The sequence below is a fragment of the Micrococcus sp. KBS0714 genome (genome assembly GCF_002008305.4).
GTDB lineage: Bacteria > Actinomycetota > Actinomycetes > Actinomycetales > Micrococcaceae > Micrococcus > Micrococcus luteus.
This window is the reverse complement of sequence record NZ_CP042169.1, coordinates 2,148,865-2,164,796: the sequence shown is the minus strand read 5'-3', so window position 1 is coordinate 2,164,796 and position 15,932 is coordinate 2,148,865. Positions and strand designations below refer to the sequence as shown.

General features: G+C 74.9%; 12 protein-coding genes, 1 tRNA gene and 1 pseudogene. 11 read left to right on the top strand and 3 right to left on the bottom strand.

Going from position 1 to position 15,932, the window contains the following annotated elements; genetic code table 11:
* The first annotated feature begins 64 nt into the window (after positions 1-64).
* The 3 genes from B1A86_RS09855 to B1A86_RS09845 are packed head-to-tail and all read left to right on the top strand — an operon-like array spanning position 65 to position 3,257.
* A complete protein-coding gene (locus B1A86_RS09855; RefSeq protein WP_036339657.1) occupies positions 65-928 on the top strand; it encodes a (Fe-S)-binding protein in 864 nt (287 codons plus the stop codon).
* Entirely contained in the window at positions 925-2,565 is a 1,641-nt protein-coding gene (locus B1A86_RS09850) for a LutB/LldF family L-lactate oxidation iron-sulfur protein (RefSeq protein ID WP_078026225.1), read from the top strand. Before B1A86_RS09855 ends, B1A86_RS09850 begins: the two co-directional genes overlap by 4 nt.
* Positions 2,562-3,257 carry an LUD domain-containing protein gene (locus tag B1A86_RS09845; RefSeq protein WP_078026226.1) on the top strand — a complete coding sequence of 232 codons (696 nt, stop codon included), beginning with the start codon at positions 2,562-2,564 and terminating at the stop codon, positions 3,255-3,257. Before B1A86_RS09850 ends, B1A86_RS09845 begins: the two co-directional genes overlap by 4 nt.
* 263 nt (positions 3,258-3,520) lie before the next feature.
* Here B1A86_RS09845 and B1A86_RS11620 read toward each other — a convergent pair whose 3' ends face one another.
* Together B1A86_RS11620 and B1A86_RS09840 are read right to left on the bottom strand one after the other, a co-directional pair.
* Positions 3,521-3,649 carry a putative transporter small subunit gene (locus tag B1A86_RS11620; protein WP_210411798.1) on the bottom strand — a complete coding sequence of 43 codons (129 nt, stop codon included), beginning with the start codon at positions 3,647-3,649 and terminating at the stop codon, positions 3,521-3,523.
* Positions 3,650-3,683: 34 nt separating this feature from the next.
* Positions 3,684-5,381 (bottom strand): annotated as a pseudogene (locus B1A86_RS09840) (sodium:solute symporter family protein).
* Between the two features lie 351 nt (positions 5,382-5,732).
* Between B1A86_RS09840 and B1A86_RS09835 the strand changes: the two are divergent.
* The 4 genes from B1A86_RS09835 to B1A86_RS09820 all read left to right on the top strand — a co-directional run bounded on the left by B1A86_RS09835 (position 5,733) and on the right by B1A86_RS09820 (position 8,713).
* The gene (locus B1A86_RS09835) at positions 5,733-6,143 is read left to right on the top strand and encodes a VanZ family protein (protein ID WP_078026227.1); all 411 of its coding nucleotides are present in this window, start codon (positions 5,733-5,735) and stop codon (positions 6,141-6,143) included.
* Positions 6,144-6,177: 34 nt separating this feature from the next.
* Positions 6,178-6,250, top strand: a tRNA-Ala gene (locus tag B1A86_RS09830).
* 244 nt (positions 6,251-6,494) lie between these two features.
* Positions 6,495-7,622 carry a glycosyltransferase gene (locus B1A86_RS09825; RefSeq protein WP_078026228.1) on the top strand — a complete coding sequence of 376 codons (1,128 nt, stop codon included), beginning with the start codon at positions 6,495-6,497 and terminating at the stop codon, positions 7,620-7,622.
* Positions 7,622-8,713, top strand: coding sequence for a glycosyl transferase (locus B1A86_RS09820; protein ID WP_078026229.1), 1,092 nt, complete (start codon positions 7,622-7,624; stop codon positions 8,711-8,713). Before B1A86_RS09825 ends, B1A86_RS09820 begins: the two co-directional genes overlap by 1 nt.
* Before the next feature lie 32 nt (positions 8,714-8,745).
* Here the strand turns inward: B1A86_RS09820 and B1A86_RS09815 are convergent, their stop codons facing one another.
* Positions 8,746-10,752, bottom strand: coding sequence for a glycosyltransferase (locus B1A86_RS09815; protein WP_078026230.1), 2,007 nt, complete (start codon positions 10,750-10,752; stop codon positions 8,746-8,748).
* Between the two features lie 166 nt (positions 10,753-10,918).
* On the opposite strand from B1A86_RS09815, the gene B1A86_RS09810 reads away from it, so the two are divergent.
* From B1A86_RS09810 to B1A86_RS09795, 4 genes are all read left to right on the top strand, one after another.
* Complete coding sequence (locus B1A86_RS09810; protein ID WP_078026231.1) at positions 10,919-12,031, top strand: hypothetical protein; 1,113 nt, start codon at positions 10,919-10,921, stop codon at positions 12,029-12,031.
* Entirely contained in the window at positions 12,028-13,407 is a 1,380-nt protein-coding gene (locus tag B1A86_RS09805; protein ID WP_246836820.1) for a glycosyltransferase, read from the top strand. Before B1A86_RS09810 ends, B1A86_RS09805 begins: the two co-directional genes overlap by 4 nt.
* A 178-nt stretch (positions 13,408-13,585) precedes the next feature.
* Positions 13,586-14,539, top strand: coding sequence for a WcbI family polysaccharide biosynthesis putative acetyltransferase (locus B1A86_RS09800; protein ID WP_078026233.1), 954 nt, complete (start codon positions 13,586-13,588; stop codon positions 14,537-14,539).
* Between the two features lie 112 nt (positions 14,540-14,651).
* Positions 14,652-15,833 (top strand): NAD(P)/FAD-dependent oxidoreductase, encoded by a 1,182-nt coding sequence (locus tag B1A86_RS09795; RefSeq protein WP_078026234.1) that lies wholly within the window; start codon positions 14,652-14,654, stop codon positions 15,831-15,833.
* Positions 15,834-15,932 lie beyond the last annotated feature (99 nt).

The window sequence follows — 15,932 nt, the reverse complement described above, 5'->3', positions numbered from 1 at the left end:
ACGGCACCCGTGTGCTGCCGCACCGCACGGCGCCCCAGGCGCCCCGTCCGGAACGGAGACCGGCATGAGAATCGCCCTGTTCGCCACGTGCATCGTGGACGCGATGTACCCCAAGGTGGCCCTCGCCACCGTCCGCATCCTCGAGCGGCTCGGCCATGAGGTCGTCTTCCCGCCCGGCCAGGTCTGCTGCTCGCAGATGCACGTCAACAGCGGATACATGGAGGACGCCCTGCCCGTCGTGCGCAACCACGTCCGCACCTTCATGAAGGCCGACTACGACCTCGCCGTCGCCCCCTCCGCCTCCTGCGTGGCCTCGCTCGGCCACCAGCAGCCGGACGTCGCCCGCTCCGGCGGGGACGAGGGTCTGGCCCGCGACGCCGAGGTCGTCGCCTCCCGCACCCTCGAGCTGTCGCAGCTGCTCACGGACGTCCTCGGGGTGACGGACGCCGGGGCCCAGCTCGGCTCCTGGTTCCCGCACACCGTGACCTACCACCCCTCCTGCCACGGCATGCGCCTGCTGCGCCTGGGCTCGCGCCAGGAGGACCTGCTGCGCACCGTCGCGGACATCGACCTGCGCCCGCTGCCGGACGCCGAGGAGTGCTGCGGCTTCGGCGGCACCTTCTCCCTGAAGAACCCGGACGTCTCCGCCGCCATCGCGGAGGAGAAGATCGAGAAGGTCACCGCGTCCGGCGCCTCCCTCTGCACGGGCGGCGACGCGTCCTGCCTGCTCCACCTGGACGGGGCCATGCACCGTCGAGAGGCGCGCGGCCAGGACGGCCGCCCGCTGCGCACCGTGCACCTCGCCGAGATCCTCGCGGCCACCCGGGAGAACCCGCTCGAGGTCGACGGCCCCGTCGAACTGTCCATCCCCGCGTCCGCCGGCGCCCGCCGCGGACCGTCCGCCCGTGTTGAGGAGGCCCGCCGATGAGCACCGCACCCACCCGCGTGCGCCTGGGAATGCCCACCGTCCGCCCCGTCCACGGCGAGGGCGAGATCCTGCTGAACACCCCGTTCCCCGAGTCTGCCCGCGAGCAGCTGGGGAACGGCCAGATGCGCGCCAACATCCGCCGGGCCACGCACACCATCCGTGCCAAGCGTGCCGGCGTCGTCGAGGAGCTGCCGGACTGGCAGGAGCTGCGCGCCGCCGGCTCCGCGCTGAAGCAGTCCGTCATGGCGGACCTGCCCGCGCTCCTGGAGCGGCTCGAGTCCGAGGTCACCGCGCGCGGCGGCGTCGTGCACTGGGCCCGGGACGCGGCCGAGGCCAACCGCATCATCACGGAGCTCGTCACCGCCAAGGGCGTGGACGAGGTGATCAAGGTCAAGTCCATGGCCACCCAGGAGATCGGCCTGGACGCCGCGCTCGAGCATGCCGGCGTGGCCGCCGTCGAGACGGACCTGGCCGAGCTCATCGTCCAGCTCGGCCACGACCGGCCCAGCCACATCCTCGTCCCGGCGATCCATCGCAATCGCCGGGAGATCCGGGACATCTTCCGCCGGGAGATGCCGGACACGGACGAGAGCCTCACCTCCGAGCCGGCCGATCTGGCCGAGGCCGCACGCCGGCACCTGCGCGAGAAGTTCCTGAGCACGAAGGTGGCGATCTCCGGGGCGAACTTCGGCGTCGCCGAGACGGGCACGCTCTCCGTCGTCGAGTCGGAGGGCAACGGCCGCATGTGCCTGACCCTGCCGGAGACGCTGATCACCGTGATGGGCATCGAGAAGCTCGTGCCCACCTTCGAGGACCTCGAGGTGTTCCTGCAGCTGCTGCCGCGCTCGTCCACGGGCGAGCGGATGAACCCGTACACCTCCATGTGGACGGGCGTCACCGAGGGCGACGGTCCTCAGGAGTTCCACCTGGTCCTGCTGGACAACGGCCGCTCCGCGGTGCTGTCCGACCCGAAGGGCCGTTCCGCGCTGCACTGCATCCGCTGCTCGGCGTGCATGAACGTGTGCCCCGTGTACGAGCAGACCGGCGGCCACGCCTACGGCTCGGTCTACCCGGGCCCGATCGGCGCGATCCTCTCCCCGCAGCTCACCGGTGTGGACGCGGGGGAGAACGGCACCCTGCCCTACGCCTCCACGCTGTGCGGCGCGTGCTACGACGTCTGCCCCGTGGCCATCGACATCCCCTCGATCCTCATCCACCTCCGGGACGAGGACGTGCAGGCCACCCACGCCGCCCGGAAGGCCCTGCGCACGGAGAAGGACGCCGCTGCCGGCCCCCTGGCCCGCGCCAAGGCGGCGGTGGAGTCCGTCACGCCCTCGCAGATGGACGTGGCGATGAAGGGCGCCTCCGTGGTGATGTCCTCGGGTCGGCGCATGTCGCTGGCCGAGCGGGGCCTGGGGTTGGGCCGGGTCGCGGCCGGGCCGGACCGGGTGCTCGGCTGGCTGCCGGGCATCGCCGGCGGGTGGACCGACGAGCGTGACGTGCCGGCGCCCCCGCGGGAGTCCTTCCGCAACTGGTGGGCCCGCCACAAGGATGAGACCGAGCACCGGACCGCCCTGGACGGCGTCGCCGGGCTGGACCGCCAGGAGGACGAGCACGTCGAGGAGGACGGACGATGAGCGAGGCGAAGGCCGAGATCCTGCGGCGCATCCGCGAGGCGACGGCGGACGGGCCGGTCGCGGACCCGGTGCAGCGCACCTACCGGCGGACCTCCTCCCGGGACCGGGCCGAGGTGGTGGAGATGCTGCGCGATCGGCTGATCGACTACCGGGCCTCCGTGCGGGACGAGACCGAGGAGACGGTGGCCGCGGCCATCGCCGAGCTGCTCGGCCCGGACGCCCGGTACGTGGTGCCGGCCGGCCTGGAGCCGGACTGGCTCCCCACGGACTCCCGCGGGGCAGGCCGGGAGCGCATCACGGAGCCCGCGGTGGGCCACACGGGGGAGCGGGCCGCGGTCCGCGGCGCCCACGACGGCGAGCGCGAGCCCCTCAACGTGGACGCGCTGAACGAGGTGGACGCGGTGGTGACGTCCTCGACGGTCTCCTGCGCGGAGACCGGGACGATCTTCCTCAGCGGCCGCCCGGACGAGGGCCGCCGGGCGATCACCCTGGTCCCGGACCACCACGTGTGCATCGTGCCGCTGGACTCCGTGGTGGAGCTCTTCCCGGAGGCGCTGGCCCGCGTGGAGGCGACGGCGCCGATCACCATGATCTCCGGGCCCTCGGCCACGAGCGACATCGAGCTCGAGCGTGTCGAAGGCGTGCACGGGCCGCGCCGCCTGGACGTGATCCTGCTCGACCGCGCTCGCTGACGCGGGCGCAGTCGGGCAGGGATCGGGCGGGTCAGACCCCCTTCGACGACGGCGCCGCCGGCGCGGCCCGTCTCGAGGCGGTCCTGACGCTCCCGTACGCCGCTGTACAGGGCGACGAACAGCAGCGCGAGACCGGCGGTCACGAGCATGTGCCCGAGCCCGGCGATGCCCGGGAGGGCGGCCGAGGTCTCGGCGGGGGTCAGGCGGACGACCGTGTCGAGGGCGAGGACCACCAGGGTCACGGTCAGCCCCCGGCGGATGCCTCAGATGATCGAGCGGCCCTCGCGGCGGGCCGCGGCCCAGTCGGCGAAGAAGCCGCGGGCGATCGAGACGAGGACGGCCAGCACGAGGACGGGCCACATCAGGACGTACAGGGTCAGACCGACGGTCATGCGGATGCTCCTTGTGAGTCGGGGGACGGGGGGATCAGGACACGGGGGCCGAGGCGCGCTCGACCTGCGGCAGGTCCTCGGTCGCGGGGTCGAAGTCGCCGGTCACGCGCGCGATCCGGTCGAAGTCGAAGTCCTGGCCGGAGCGGACGGACAGCCCCCAGCAGACGAGGAAGGACACGGCGTAGGCCACGAGCGAGCCCGTGAGGGTGGCGTAGTCCCGCAGGAAGCCGTAGCCGAGGAACAGCATCACGACCGAGGCGATCGCGCCGACCACGACCGCCGGGCGCAGGCCGAAGAAGCCGAAGCACATGATGCACAGCACGACGCCCACGCCGAGGATCGCGAGGGTCTCCACCACGAACGCCCAGGCGCCCTCGATCGGGATCCACTCGAAGCGCACGGGCAGGAACACGGTCAGCGCGGCGAGGACGGACACCGTGAACGCGACGTTGGTGATCCTGCCCCAGTAGAAGGACGCGATCACGGGGAACACGAGGCAGCCCCACAGGGCGCCCACGAAGACCAGCAGGTCGAGGATGTCGAACTTGGCGGTGGCGAAGTACAGGGCCGCCGCCGTCGCCACGATCATGGTGATGCGGCCGATCAGCAGCATGGTCTTCGGGTCGGCGTTCTTGCGGCCGACCGACTGGCCGTAGACGTCCGTCATCACGATCGACGAGAGGGCGGACAGGTCCGAGTCGGCGGTGGAGGACAGCGAGCCGATGATCATCAGGAACGCCAGGGCCACGAGCGCCAGCGGCAGGTGGTCGGCGACCATCTGCGGCAGGAGGTTGTTGACGTCGCCGTCGAGCGGCTCGACGCCCAGGTAGAGCGCCATGACGCCGAGCATGCCGACGCCGATCACGGTGCCGCCGTAGCCGAGGGTGGCCGTGATGAAGGTGGGCTTGATGAGGTCCTCACGCACGGCGAAGAGGCGCTGGGCGATGGTCTGGTTGCCGATCGCGTAGGCCAGCACGGCGGCGATGTACGGCGCCCCCTGGTTCATGAACGCGTCGGAGGAGAAGAAGCTCTGCTGCTGGGCCGTGACGTGGCCCGCCTCGACGCCGGCCTGGAACATGTCCGGGCCGCCGGCGGCGAAGAACACGGCGGGGATGATGATGACGGTCGCGCCGAGCATGGCCATCACCTGGGCGAAGTCGGTGAGCACGGAGGCGCGGAAGCCGGACCACAGGGTGTACAGCAGCACGCCCGCGGCCACGATCAGGATGCCCGCGCCGAAGGACAGCGGGGACAGCAGGGAGATCAGGGCGCCGCCGGCGATGAAGTTGGAGGTCAGGGAGATGACGGAGCCGAGCACGTTGGAGCCGGCCAGCATGAGCTGCGACGAGCGGCCGTGCCGGGCGTACATGACCTCGGCGAGGGTGTGGGCGCGCGGAGCGACCGCGCGGATGCGGCGGCCGAACGGGTAGATGAACAGGATCATCAGGGCGCCTCAGAGGCCGTAGTGGAGGGGGCCGGAGACGCCGTACGTGTAGCCGGCGGTCACGGAGGCGTACATGGAGGCGGCCCAGATCCAGGTGGCCGTCATGGAGGCGGCGGACACGCCGAAGCCGATCTGGTTGCCCGCCGTCATGTAGGCGTCGGCGTTCTCCTTCTTCTTGGAGATGGCCACGGACATGATCATGGTCCCGCCGTAGAACAGCACGACGAGCAGGATCACCCCGATCACGCCGAGCTGGGTCAGGGATGCTGCGTCCTGGGAGGGCGGCATCGAACTTCCTTTCGCGCGAGTGACTACGGACGTCCCGATCTCCCGGCGCGGTCCGGTCCGGGCATGGCTCCGCAGGGCGGAGGGTGGCGTACCGATCACGTCGCGGCCAGGGGCCGGGGAGGTGGAGGGCATCCCGCCGGGTCCCGAGTCCACGAACGGCGAGCTCTCTGCTCAAGCCATCGCGGTCCCTCGGCCCTGGGCGGCGCTGTCAACACCGGCATCCCGGCGGGACGAGCCCGCCCGGATGGGCTGATCCTCACATGGTCGGCGCAGAAATGGCAAAAACATAGAGCCTTTTCAGCGGGGTCGGGATCAGGAGCGCCCGGCGCAGAAGCCGGACAGAATGGGCGGATGACCGTTCCCCCCGGCTCCCCGGCCGCCCCCTCCGCCCCCGCTTCCCGACGACGGCGCCGCGCCCTGGCGGCGGCGCTGGCCGTCGCCGTCGTGGTGCAGCTGGTGGTGCTGTACCTGCCGGGCGAGCAGGTGCCGCAGGCCGGGTTCGCCGCGCCGGGGCTGGACAAGGCGATCCACGTGGCCGTGTTCGCGCTGCCCGCGTTCCTCGCCGTGGGGCGGGGGCGGAGCGCGTGGTGGGCCCTGCCGTTCGCGGTGCACGCGCCGGTGAGCGAGCTCGTGCAGCACGCGTGGGTGCCGCTGCGGACGGGGGACCCGGTGGATGTCGTCGCGGACCTGGCGGGGGTGGTGCTCGGCGTGGTCGCCGCGCGCAGCCGCCGGATTGGAGGATCGGGGGCGTCGGGCGTATGATGGTCCGGTGCACTCCTGCGGGAGGGCATGACCTGGGGCTATAGCTCAGTTGGTAGAGCGTTTCGTTCGCAATGAAAAGGTCAGGGGTTCAATTCCCCTTAGCTCCACGGACCGTCCCGGTCCGCGATCCTCGAGGTCGCGGGCCGGGACTTTCTCGTGACGGGGGCGTGTGCGCCTTCCCCGCCCTCACCCGGGAGGGGGGTCGGCGCTTCCGGGGGGACCCCCCGGGTGTCTACAGTGCCGGGGTACGTCAGCGCGGACGTGATGCGGCCGTCTCACCGCAGGTCAGTCGCGCTTCTGCCGCCCCGCACGGGGCCGTTCGGCCCGGCCCGGGCCGGGAAGGGGACGCCGATGCGCATCAGCGTGCTCACCCACATGCTCCACCCCATTCGTTCGCCCTACGAGGGCGGGCTGGAGATGCACACGGCCATGACCGTGGAGCACCTCGTGCGCCGGGGCCACGACGTCACCGTCTACGCGCGGGAGGGCACCCGGGTGCCGGGCGACGTCGTCGCCGTGCTGCCCGCCGAGGGCGCCGGCCCGGGCCGCGCGGGCGCCCGCGTGCGCGAGGAGGCCGCCCGCCGGGCCTGCGCGTTGATCCTCGATGACGACTCCGACGCCGTCCTGAACAACTCCCTCTCCCCGGCGCCGCTCGAGCTGCTGCGCGCCCGCCCCGTGGTCACCGTCCTGCACACGCCGGCCACGCTGGCGGAGGTGCTGGCTGTCGTCGACGCCCCGGGCTGGACGGCTCCCGACCACCACCGGTGGGCCTCGGTGTCCGCGTCGAACGCGCTGGCCTGGCAGCATCGGCTGCCGCGGGTGGATGTGGTGCCCAACGGGATCGAGCTGCACCAGTGGGTCTCCGACGCCGTCCCCGTGCGCGGCCGCGCCGTGTGGTCGGGCCGGATCACGGCGGAGAAGGGCCTGCACGTGGCGATCGACGCCGCCCGGATCGCGGGCATGGAGCTGCACTTCGCCGGGCCGATCTCGGACGAGGAGTACCACGCCCGCGAGGTCGTGCCGCGGCTCGGCCCGGACACCGTCTACCACGGCCACCTCGACCACCACGCGCTGCCGCACATGCTCGCCACGGGCGAGGTCTTCCTGGCCACCCCCCTGTGGGCCGAGCCGTTCGGGCTCGCCGTGGTCGAGGCCATGGCGCTCGGCGTGCCGGTGGCCGCGCTGCTCAGCGGCGCGATGGGGGAGATCGTCGCCCCGCAGGCCGGCGCGCTGGCCGTGCACCACACGGCGCAGGAGCTCGCGGTCTCGATCCGCCACGCCCGCCGCAAGGACCGGGGACGCGTGCGTGCGTGGGCCTGCCGGTTCAGCGCGGAGACCATGGTGGAGGGCTACGTGGACCTGCTCGAGCAGGCCGCCGAGGACGCCCGTGACCTCGCCGCCGCCGAGGACGCGTACGGGTTCGACCCGCATGGGGTCCCGCGCCCGTCCGCCGATGCGGCGGACCTGGAGTCCCTCTGATGGCCCCGGCCCGCAGGCGGGTCCTCTACTACGCCCACCAGCACGGGGCGGGGCACCTGCGGCACGCCGCGGGCCTGGCGTCGACCGGGGCGTTCGACGTGACGGTCGTGACCGCCCACCCTCGGGCGGCCGAACTGCTGCCTGCGGACGTCCCCGTCATCCCGCTGCCCTCGGACCTCGTGCCCGGCCACGAGCAGCCGGCGCGCTCGCCCCTGCACTGGTCCCCGGTGGGGCCTGAGATCCGGGCGCGCTTCGACGCCCTCCACGCGGCGGCGCAGCGGGTGGGCCCGGACGTGTGCGTGGTGGACGTGTCCGTGGAGGCGGCCCTGTTCCTGCGCCTGGCGGGCTGGCCTGTGCTGCACCGCCGCATGCACGGCGAGCGCACCGACCCCGCGCACGCCCTCGTCTATGCCGAGGCCGACGGCCTCTTCGCCCACTACGCCGCCGAGCTCGAGGTCCCCGCCTGGCGCGCCGCCCACGCGGACCGGGTCACCTACCTCGGGGTCGCGGACGTCACCGGCCGGCTCGGCACCCGCACCACGACGACGTCGACGGCCCGCGCCGCCCCGCGCGTCGCCGTGATCGCCGGGACGGGCGGCGGCGGGGTGCGGGCCGCGGACCTGGCCCGGGCGGCGTCCGCCGTGCCGGAGGCGACATGGGAGGTGTACGGCCCGATCGCCGGGGTGGGCGAGCCGGAGGCGCCGGGCGGGCTCGCGGCGGAGGCGATGCCCGCCACCGTGACGCTGCACGGCTGGGTCCAGGCGCCGGCCCGCCGGGCCGCGGACGCCGACGTCGTGGTGGTCTCGGCCGGGCACAACGCCGTGGTGGACGCCGCCCGCTCCGGCCGCCCCGTGGTGCTCGCCCCCGAACCGCGGCCGTTCGACGAGCAGCGCGTGTTCGTCCGCGAGATCCACCGGGCCGCGGGCGTGCCGTGGTGCGCGTGGGAGGACCCGGACGCCGACTGGGCCGGCGCGGTGCGCGGCGCCCTCGCGGACCCGACCGCCGCCGACCGGCTCGCGGGCCTGCTGCTCGTGGCGCCGGACGAGTACCGGCGGCGCTGGGAGGCGGCGATCGAGGGCGCCCTGGGCTGAGTCCGCCCCGCCGCCCCCGGCCGTCACCGCGCTCAGTACGCGGCGTCGTCGCGGCGGGCGGCCGTCAGCTCCGCCTCCGTGGGGTGACGCAGCAGCTCGAGCCGCTCGCCCTCGGGGTCCCACGCGATCAGCCCCGCGTCCGCGAACGCGCGCAGCCACCCCTCCATGGCCCATCGGCCGTGCACCTGCCGGAAGCGGCGGGCATTGACCAGGATGTCCTCGAGGTGGTGCAGCGGCGGGGTCATCACGCCGTGGTGCTGGTGGAACGCCTCGGCGGGGCTGAACCGCAGCGTCAGGCCGGCGTCGCGGGCGCGGAAGGCCAGGTCCGTGTCCTCGGCGCCGTAGCCGGTGAAGCCCGCGTCGAAACCGCCGATGCGGGCCAGGTCCGCGCGCCGCAGCGCCAGGATCAGCGTCCACACGAGGTGCCACTCGTCCGAGGGGCCGGCGGTCAGGTGCGCGCGTGCCCGGTGGGGCACGGAGAGGCGGCGCAGCAGGGCGTCGGCGCGGTGCGAGGTCAGGTCGGCCTCCCCGACGTCGCGGGTCCAGCCCGGCCGCAGGTAGCGGGGCCGGCCCATCACCACGGACCCGGGGTGGGCCGCGACCTCGGTGGCCAGCACGCCGACGGTCTCGGCGGCCGGGATGCAGTCCACGTCGAGGAAGACGAGGATCTCGCCGGTGGCGAGCTCGGCCGCGCGGTTGCGGGCCTGCGCCAGGGGCAGCCCGGCCTCGGCGGCCACGTGCCCCACCGTGACGGGCAGGTCCGTGGCCGGGACGCGCCCGTCCGGCTGGCCCATGAACACCACGACCACCTGGTCCGGGCGACGGTGCGAGCGCTCCAGCCCGGCGATCACGCGGGCCAGGTGCTCGTCCCGGTGCCCCGTGATGACCAGCACGGACACGCCCGGCAACGCCCCGCGCGCCCGGGCGAGGGCCTCGCGGTAGACGGCCACGTGGGCGGCGGCCACGCGACGACGCTGCCGGGCCCGGGCGGCCGGGTCGGCGGGGGCCGTGCGCGCGCGGGCGCGCACCAGCGTCTCGAGCGCGTCGGCGAGGGAGTCGGGATCCTCCGGGTCGAACGCGGCGAGCGAGTCGGGGGTCAACCAGGCGCCGGACTGGTCCGCGATGTGCCCGATGTCCGCGACGGCCACCGGCACCCCCAGGTCCCGGCACATCTCCACCCAGCCCGAGTGGGTGCCGATGCGGTACGGCAGCACGGACACGTCCACGTCGCGCAGCAGCGCGTGCAGGGCGGGGTCGTCGAGCCGGTCGTGCTGCCACAGCTCGAAGCCGTGGTGGGCACAGCCCGCGCGCAGCGCGGCCAGGGCGTCCTCGTCCTGCACGGTGTCCTGGACCTCCACGGTCACCCGCGCGTCGACACCGCGCTCGGCCAGCGTCCCGACGGCGGCGGCGAGCACCGGCAGCAGCGCCACCGGGGCCACCTGGGCGCGCAGGTCCTTGGCGTGCACCAGCAGGCGGGCGGGGGCGGCCGCGCCGTCGCCGTCGTCGGACGCGTCGGGGGGCAGCAGGCCGGGCTCCGCGCCGGGGGCGTCGTCGTCGCCCTGCGCCACGAGGTCCTCGAGCGGGACGATGTGCGGGTGGGGGACCACGAGGGCGCGCACGCCGTAGTCGCGGGCGAGGGTCGCCGCGGCGCCGGGGGTGAGCGTGAGCACGGCGTCCGCGCGGCCCAGCAGCACGGCCAGGCGGTCCCGGTGGGGGCCCTGGTCCGTCAGGTGCGGGTTCTCGAGGTCGTGCACGGTCACGACGACGGCGCCCCCGTGCGCGTGCTGCGCGTCCAGGGCGGCGGCCAGCTGGGCGGGGCTGAAGTGCTCGAAGCCGAAGTGCACGTGCAGCACGTCCGGGCGGTGCTCGGCCAGCCACTCCGCGTGCAGGGCCCGGGGCGGCCACCACTGGTGTGCGGGCGCGCCCGGCACCGGCGGGTCCGGCAGGAACTCCACGTCCGGCGCGGCGCCCGGGTCGAGGGGGCGGATCGCGCGGGTGTACGGGTGTTGCGCGGGCACGTGCTGGACGGTGATGCTCACGGGGGAGGGCCTCCTGACCTGGGGGATGCGATGCCGCGCGGGCGGCGTGTCCCCGTCCCGGGTCGGGGGTCGCGAAATCTAGTCTGTCAGGGCAGGATCGGAGAATCGGAGCAGCGGCATCCTGTCCGTTCCGGCGCGCCGCCGCGTCAGAGGAGCGCCGCCGCAGGTGAAGGGGATCGTGGACGTGGACTCGCAGCCGCAGGGACGTGTGCTGTACGTGACCGTGGGCGCGCCGGAGCACGGCGTGGTGCGCCACGGCCGGCAGACGGCCGCCGCCCTCCAACGGGTGGGCGCCGAGGTGGAGCTGCTCACGGCGGAGGACGTCGCGGCGTTCCGGGGCCTCGTGCCCCTGCTGGAGGAGGCGCGGGCGCTGGGCGCCGCCGTGCACCTGGACGTCACGGACGCGCTGTTCGGCCCCACCGCGACCGCCGCCGCGGACCTGCTCGTCGACGTCCTGCCCGCGGGCACCACGCTCACCCTGCACGACATCCCGCAGCCCGCCGAGGGCGACGGCCGCTACCGCCGCCGCGGCGAGGCGTACGCGCGGCTCGCCCAGGCGGTGGCCGGCGTCGTGGTCTCCTCGCAGCACGAGCGGGCGCTGCTGGCGGACCTGGTGGACGTGGCCGCGGACGTGGTCCCGCTGCCCGTTCAGGACCGCCGGGCCGCGGCCGCCCGCGCCGAACCGGTGGTGCCGGAGAGCATGGCCGGCCTCGACCAGGACCTCGTGCTCTTCGGCTTCGTCTACCCGGGCAAGGGGCACGCCCTCGCCCTGGAGGCCCTCACCGAGCTGCACCGCCAGTGGGGCCCGGACTCCGGGGCGCCGCGCCGGCTGACGGCGCTCGGACCCGTCAGCGCCGGGCACGACGACCTCGTGGCGGAGCTGACCCGCGACGCCGAGGCGCGCGGCCTGGAGTTCCGCGTCACCGGGTTCGTGCCGGACGAGTTCGCGGACGCGGCCCTGCTCTCGGCGGGCATCCCGTTCGCGGCGCACCGCAACGTGTCCGCGTCCGGGTCCCTGGCGGCGTGGACCTCGGTGGGGCGGCGGGCCATCGCCTCCGCCGGCCGCTACACGGAGGAGATGGAGCGCCTGCGCCCGGGCACCCTGCGGCTCGTGCACCCGAACGGGTCGCCGGCCTTCGCGATGGCCGAGGCGATCGCCGAGGCGGTCGAGGACCCCGAGCGCACGTGGCTCGACCCCGCCGTGGACCTCTCGCCCGGGGCCGAGGGCTGCGCGCGGATGCTCTTCGACGTGCTCCGCCGCGTGCACAGGTGGACGTGAGCGCCGCCGTCTCCGTGGTGGTGCCCTACTACCGGGCCCAGGCGGACCTCGACCGGCTCACGGCCGCGCTCGCGGCCCAGCGCGGTGTGACCGGCGGGCTGCAGCTCGTGGTGGCCGACGACGGCTCGCCCGTCCCGCCCCGGGTGGACCCGGGCCTGCCGTTCGACGTGGTGACCGTGCGCCAGCAGGACCGCGGGTTCCGCGCCTCGGCGGCCCGGGCGCTCGGGGCGGAGGCGGCCGACGGCGACGTGCTCGCCTTCCTCGACGGGGACATGCTCCCCGAGCCCGGGTACCTCGCCGCGGCGCTGGCGGCGGTGGCCGAGGCGCCCCGGGACGCCGCGGTGGTGGGCCGACGGCGGCACCTGGCCGAGGCCTGGCTGGAGCGGGCCTGGGCGGACGGCTGGCGGCCCGGGCACGAGGTGCCCGCGGACGCCCTCCTGGCCGAACCGGCCTGGCTGCGCGACGGGTACCGGGCCACGGACGACCTGCGCCGCGCCGACTCCACCGGCTACCGGTACGTCATCTCGGCCGTGCTCACGGTGGCGCGCGAGGTCTACGAGGACGCCGGCGGCTTCGACCCCGCCTTCGTGGGCTACGGCGGGGAGGACTGGGAGCTGGCGCACCGGCTGTGGCGCGTGGGGGCGGCCCTGCGCCACGCGCCGGACGCGGTGGCGTGGCAGGCCGGCGCCGACTTCGGCGGACGCGGCGACGCCGCCGAGGCCGCCCGGGTGAAGGCCCGCGAGGCGCTCGTCCTGGTCTCCCGGATCCCCGCGACGACGTCCCGCGGCCACGGCCTGTCCCTGGCCGGCCCGCTGCGGGCCGAGGCGCGCGTGCGGGTGCCGGAGGGCGCGGACGGCGCGGCGGCGGCCGTGGTGGCGGTGGACGCCGTGCTGCGCGCGGCACCGGGGGCGCGGGTCGGCGTCGTGGGCGGCCTCGACGAGGCGGCGGCGCGCGCGCTCGGCGACCCCCGCGTGCGGCTGCTGGGCGAGCCCGACGGCGGCGCGGCGGCGCCCGAGGACCTGCCGCCGACGCCGGCGCGCGGCGACCTCGACGCCGTCCGGTCGGTGCCCGACTGGTCCGTGGACGTGCAAGTGCCGCTGCGGCCCGCCGCGGCCGGAGCCCGGCCTGACACGGACGCCGTCGCCGCATGGCTGCTGCGCCTGGAACGGGCCGGCGTCGAGCGCGTGGAGGTGCTGGGCGAGCCGGGCGAGCGGGCCGAGCGCGACGTGCTCGCCGTGCTGACGTGCGCACGGGCGCGGTGGCGGCCTCGGCGGGGCGGGACGGCGCGGGTGTGGCGGGTGCCCGCCTCCCGGCTGGGCTGGGCGCCCGTGGCCGCCGTGCCGGACCTCGAGGCGTGGTGGGGCGGCTGGGGCTGAGCGGGCCGGTGTCCGCGGGGCTGGCACAATCGCGGACAGGACGGAACACGGGAGGACCGATGAGCGAGCTGGACGAACTGGACTTCGCGGCGCTCTCCGCGTTCCTGGCCTGGTGGTTCGGGAAGACGGGCGTCGACTGGATCCGGCGCGAGGACGGCTGAGGAGAGAGGACGCAGGCGTGCACGAGGACGAGGGACGACGCCGGCACTACGGGCACTTCTACGGGCTCGAGGACCTGCCCGAGGACGACCTGCTGCTGGTGTGGGGCAACTGCCAGGGCGAGTCGTATCGGCGGCTGCTCGGCGGGGAGCCCGGCACACCGCTGCACGGGGCGGACCTGGTGAGCGTGCGCGTGCCGCCCGCCTTCGAGGCCCAGCCGGACGAGGTCGCGCACCTGGAGCGGCTGCTGCCGCGCGTGAAGGCGCTCGTCACCCAGCCGATCCCGCACGACTACCGGGGCATGCCCATCGGCACGGACCAGCTCGTGGCCCGGCTGCCCGAGGACGCCGCCGTGGTGCGGATCCCCGTGGTGTACGACGTCTCGCGCTTCCCCTGGCAGGTCACCCTCCGCAACTGGAAGTTCGCGCCCGGGGCGGCCGAGCGGCCGGGGGAGGACCCGCCCGTCGTGCCGTACCACGACCTGCGCGTGCTGGCCGAGGCGGCGACGGGCCGTCGTCGGGAGGTGGCGCCGGCGGCGATCCGTGAGGCCGCCGCCGCGTCCGTGCAGGCGCTGCGGGCGCGGGAGGAGGCGAAGGGGACGCTGTCCATGGCGGATCTGGTGGCGGCGGAGCGGGGCGTCGGCTTCTACACCGTGAACCACCCGACCAACACACTGCTGACCCGCGTGGCCGAGCGCGTGGCCGAGCGCCTGCCGGGCGACGTCGCCGTCCAGCCCGTGCCCGCCTCCCGCGTGCTCCTCGGCGGGGTGCGCGCGCCCCTCGAGGCGCCCGTGGTGGAGGCCCTCGACCTCGACGCCGCGCCGACCGAGGACTGGACCGTGGCCGGTCAGACCGTCCCGGCCGAGCAGCTGCGACAGACCCACCTGGACTGGTACGCGCAGAACCCGCAGGCCGTGGAGGTCGGGATGCGCAAGTACGCCGACCAGCTGCGGCTGCTGGGCCTTACGGGCTAGCGCCGGCCCCGGCCACCAGGGGAGGATGGGCGGCACGTCCCGTCTGCCGCGGAGCACGTCTGCGGGGGCGGTCGTACCGTTTCCTTGACCCCGTCACCCCACGGAGGACCACGTGACCGAGCAGTACGACATCCTGATCGTCGGCGGCGGCAACGCCGGCGTGTCCTTGGCCGCCGCACTGCGGCGGAAGCGGCAGGGTCGGGTCGCCATCGCCGACGGCCAACAGCTGCACCGCTACCGGCCGATGCTGAACTACGCGGCGGGCGGGCAGGCGGACATGGCCCGGTTCGAACGGCCGATGCGGGCCGTCATCCCGGACGGGGTCGAATGGATCCCGGACCACGTCGTGGCCGTGGACGCCGAGGAACGGACCGCGGTGACGAGCACCGGGCTGACCGTGGGCTTCCGCCACCTCGTGCTCTGCCCGGGGCTGACCCCGTGGTGGGGTGCGATCGACGGGCTGCGTGAGGCCTATGCCGCCGGATGGGCGGCGAGTGCGCACGTGCCCGAGCACGTGGACGCCGCCCGGGCGCTGCTGTCGCGTGTGGCCGCGGGGGACCGTGTGGTGGCGAATGTGCCGGCTGAGCCCTCCTCGTGCGGCGGCACCGTGCTCAAGGCGCTGTTCCTGGCCTGCGCGGCATGGGAGCGCACGGGGATCCTGCCGGACGTGGACGTCCACCTGGTGACCCCGTACGGCCGGATCCTGGACCGGCAGACCATCGACCCCGCTCTGGCCGAGGCCGTGGCGAGGTACGGCATCCATGTGCACGCCGGCGCAGAGGTGAACGCCGTGGACCACGAGGCCCGCGAGGTGGTGCTCAACACCGGTGAGCGGATCACCGACGTCGCGGCCGCGTACATCACGCCCGTGGTGCGGGCCCCGGAGTTCATCGCCGAGGCAGGCCTGGCGGACGACGGCGAGGCCGGCCTGGCGGCCGTGGATCCCGCGACCCTGCGGCATCCCGTGCACCCGCACGTGTGGGCGCTGGGCGACGCCGCCGCCCTGGGCACACGGCCCTCCGGCGGAGCCCTGCGCCGGCAGGTCAAGATCCTGACCCAGAACATCCAGGCCGCGGACGCGGGGAAGCCGCTCCAGAAGTACGACGGCTACACCGTGATCCCCGTGATGGTCAGCCGGGACGAGCTGGTCCTGGACGAGCACGTCCGCGACGGCTCCGAGGACCGGTCGATCCCCGGCGTGGACCTGACGAAGCCGCGGAAGAGCACGGCGGCCTTCGACCGCCTCGGCCAGCCCCGGATCTACTGGCACCGACTGCTCAAGGGCAAGGTCTGAGCCCAGCGTTCTCGCTGCCGCGACCCGTGCGGCGGACGTGCTGTCCCACGCGGGGCGCCCCCACCCGATCCGGATGACGGCCCCGGCCCGCCGAGCGTT

Coding starts and splice junctions, on each gene's coding strand:
- B1A86_RS11620 (WP_210411798.1), bottom strand. CDS start 3,649: ATGACCGTCGGTCTGACCCTGTACGTCCTGATGTGGCCCGTCCTCGTG.
- B1A86_RS09845 (WP_078026226.1), top strand. CDS start 2,562: ATGAGCGAGGCGAAGGCCGAGATCCTGCGGCGCATCCGCGAGGCGACG.
- B1A86_RS09850 (WP_078026225.1), top strand. CDS start 925: ATGAGCACCGCACCCACCCGCGTGCGCCTGGGAATGCCCACCGTCCGC.
- B1A86_RS09820 (WP_078026229.1), top strand. CDS start 7,622: ATGGCCCCGGCCCGCAGGCGGGTCCTCTACTACGCCCACCAGCACGGG.
- B1A86_RS09835 (WP_078026227.1), top strand. CDS start 5,733: ATGACCGTTCCCCCCGGCTCCCCGGCCGCCCCCTCCGCCCCCGCTTCC.
- B1A86_RS09855 (WP_036339657.1), top strand. CDS start 65: ATGAGAATCGCCCTGTTCGCCACGTGCATCGTGGACGCGATGTACCCC.
- B1A86_RS09825 (WP_078026228.1), top strand. CDS start 6,495: ATGCGCATCAGCGTGCTCACCCACATGCTCCACCCCATTCGTTCGCCC.